Source organism: uncultured Campylobacter sp. (assembly GCF_938045465.1).
In the GTDB taxonomy this organism is placed as follows: domain Bacteria; phylum Campylobacterota; class Campylobacteria; order Campylobacterales; family Campylobacteraceae; genus Campylobacter_B.
Genome location: NZ_CALIBF010000105.1, coordinates 1 through 2,101, shown reverse-complemented (window position 1 = coordinate 2,101; position 2,101 = coordinate 1). Strand labels below are relative to the sequence as shown.

Here is a 2,101-nt window from a genome sequence, read left to right as displayed (position 1 = left end):
TAGTTTCAAATTTATCATTGGTAACATCACTAAAATAAGGACTTGCTGATATATTATTCTCATTAAGCCAGTCTGAAACGATCTTTGCATCTCTTTGAGTTAAAACATATACTATACCAGAACCTTTAAATAAAGGAATATATTTTGCAAGCCAAGCTAACCTATAAGACGGATGTGGTAGTCTTATATTGTGCAGGCTAAGACTCTCTCTTTTTAAATCACCCCTCATTATTAAAATACCGTTAATTTGACTTTTGATATCTTCAATAACCCTGTCATTTGCAGTAGCGGTTGTGGCTAGAATGGGAGTATTTTCAGGAATTTGCTTTAGTATATTTACAATTCTTTTATAGTCTGGTCTAAAATCGTGGCCCCAGTCGCTAATACAATGTGCTTCATCAATAACAAACAATCCAATATTTCCTGAAATTGGCTCTAAAATATTTTGCATAAAATCTTCGTTAGCTAGTCTTTCTGGAGAAATAAGGAGTGCATCTATCTTATCGCTTAAAATGCTACTTTTTACCTCATTCCAGTGGTCTATATTTGATGAATTTATTGTTGCAATATTGAGCCCCAATTTCTTTGCTGACTCTATCTGATTTCTCATTAGCGCTAGCAGTGGAGATATGATTATAGTTAATCCATAACCACATTGCCTTAAAAATTTTGTGGAAATAAAATATACAATACTTTTTCCCCATCCTGTTTTTTGTACAACCAAAACTTTTTTTCTTTTGTTAACAACGGCATCAATAGCTTCATATTGACCTTCTCTAAAAGAGATATTTTTATTTAACAAAGACTTTCTTAAAAATTCTAATGCCATATTTTTAGTTAATATATCCACGTCAACTATCCTTCTGGTAAATTTTTATAATAGACTAAAATTGATATTATTGTAGTAAAACGCCCAAAAAATTTATATACAAACGCCCATTTGTTATGTAAAATTTTCCCTTTTTATAGCTTTAATTTCGCTTAATTTTAGTCTTATGAAATAAAAGCTGCATATAATTCACCTCTCGAAAATAAAAATTTTATTCGTTCCGTTTTCTCTAGACGCGACGTAAAATTTTCCATCCTTGATAGCTAGCGCATGCGCGTCGTTTGCGCCTTCAAAGCTATAAACCTCCGCGATCTTTCTGCTACGCGGATCGAGTTTTAGGATGCTTGAGTATTGCTTTGAAAGCAGATAAATAAACTCGCCTTGCGCGTCCATGCCCGTGACGTAGTAGTCGCTTATGTCTCTGCCATCTTTTACGCCGAGGACTTCATCGAAACTCGGCACGAATTCGCTCGAGAGTAGATTATCGGCGTCGCTAAAGCTCGCCATACTCCAGCTTTGCTTGATATCATCAGGCACGCTCGCGATGAAAAACTCTCCGTAAAAGTCCGAGTGATCCCAGCTTAGGATATACTGTTGTTTGGCGCGTACGGTGGAGTAGCGATCTTTGAAATCAAGCGTGAAATTTTCGTATCCATCGTGCAGATAGCGCCACGCCTTGTTTGCTTCCTCTTTGCTTTGGTTCGGTGCGGGCTTGAAAAACTCATAGGTTTTATTATAGCTTATGAGCCCTACCGAGCCTTTAAAAAAGCTCGCTGCAACGGTCTTTTCCATCTGTATTATCCAATCGGGCGTGCTTCGTAGATAGCTTTTTACGGTTTTTAGCTCGCCGTCCATTTCGTAGAGCTCGAATTTTAGCGTGCCGACCAAAAAGCTTCCGCTTGCCGCGTCGTAGTCAAGCCCTGTGACGGGATTATTGTTGTTTAAATTTAGCGTTATCTCGCCGCTTTTGCGTAGCGGCGTTAAATTTGTCACTGCGCCGTCCGCAGGATTTAGATTAAATTCGCCGCCCAGCGCCAGTGCGGCGCACAAAAGGGTTAAAGTTAAAATTTTTCTCATATCGCGACCTCATTTCGGTAAATTCGGTAGTTTTGGATTCCAGCTTTCGCGGAAGTCAATTTCGGTCTCCCCCCAGTGATCAAGCTCCCAAAACCACTTTGACGGATCGACGCTCATGCGCGAAGGCGTCGCGGAGGCTAGATAGGGCGGAGGACCTGCCGTGATGAAAGCCTGAACGCAGTTAAAAGCCATAAT

3 protein-coding genes are annotated in these 2,101 nt (G+C 39.5%); all 3 read right to left on the bottom strand.

Annotated elements, in window-relative coordinates:
- Positions 1-850: DEAD/DEAH box helicase (locus Q0413_RS04825; protein ID WP_298987818.1), on the bottom strand; the 850-nt coding region annotated here is incomplete at its 3' end.
- Positions 851-1,018: 168 nt separating this feature from the next.
- Positions 1,019-1,906, bottom strand: a complete 888-nt coding sequence (locus Q0413_RS04820) for a hypothetical protein (RefSeq protein WP_298987817.1) — start codon at positions 1,904-1,906, stop codon at positions 1,019-1,021.
- Between the two features lie 9 nt (positions 1,907-1,915).
- A partial coding sequence (locus tag Q0413_RS04815; RefSeq protein WP_298987816.1) for a hypothetical protein occupies positions 1,916-2,101 on the bottom strand: 186 nt, incomplete at its 5' end.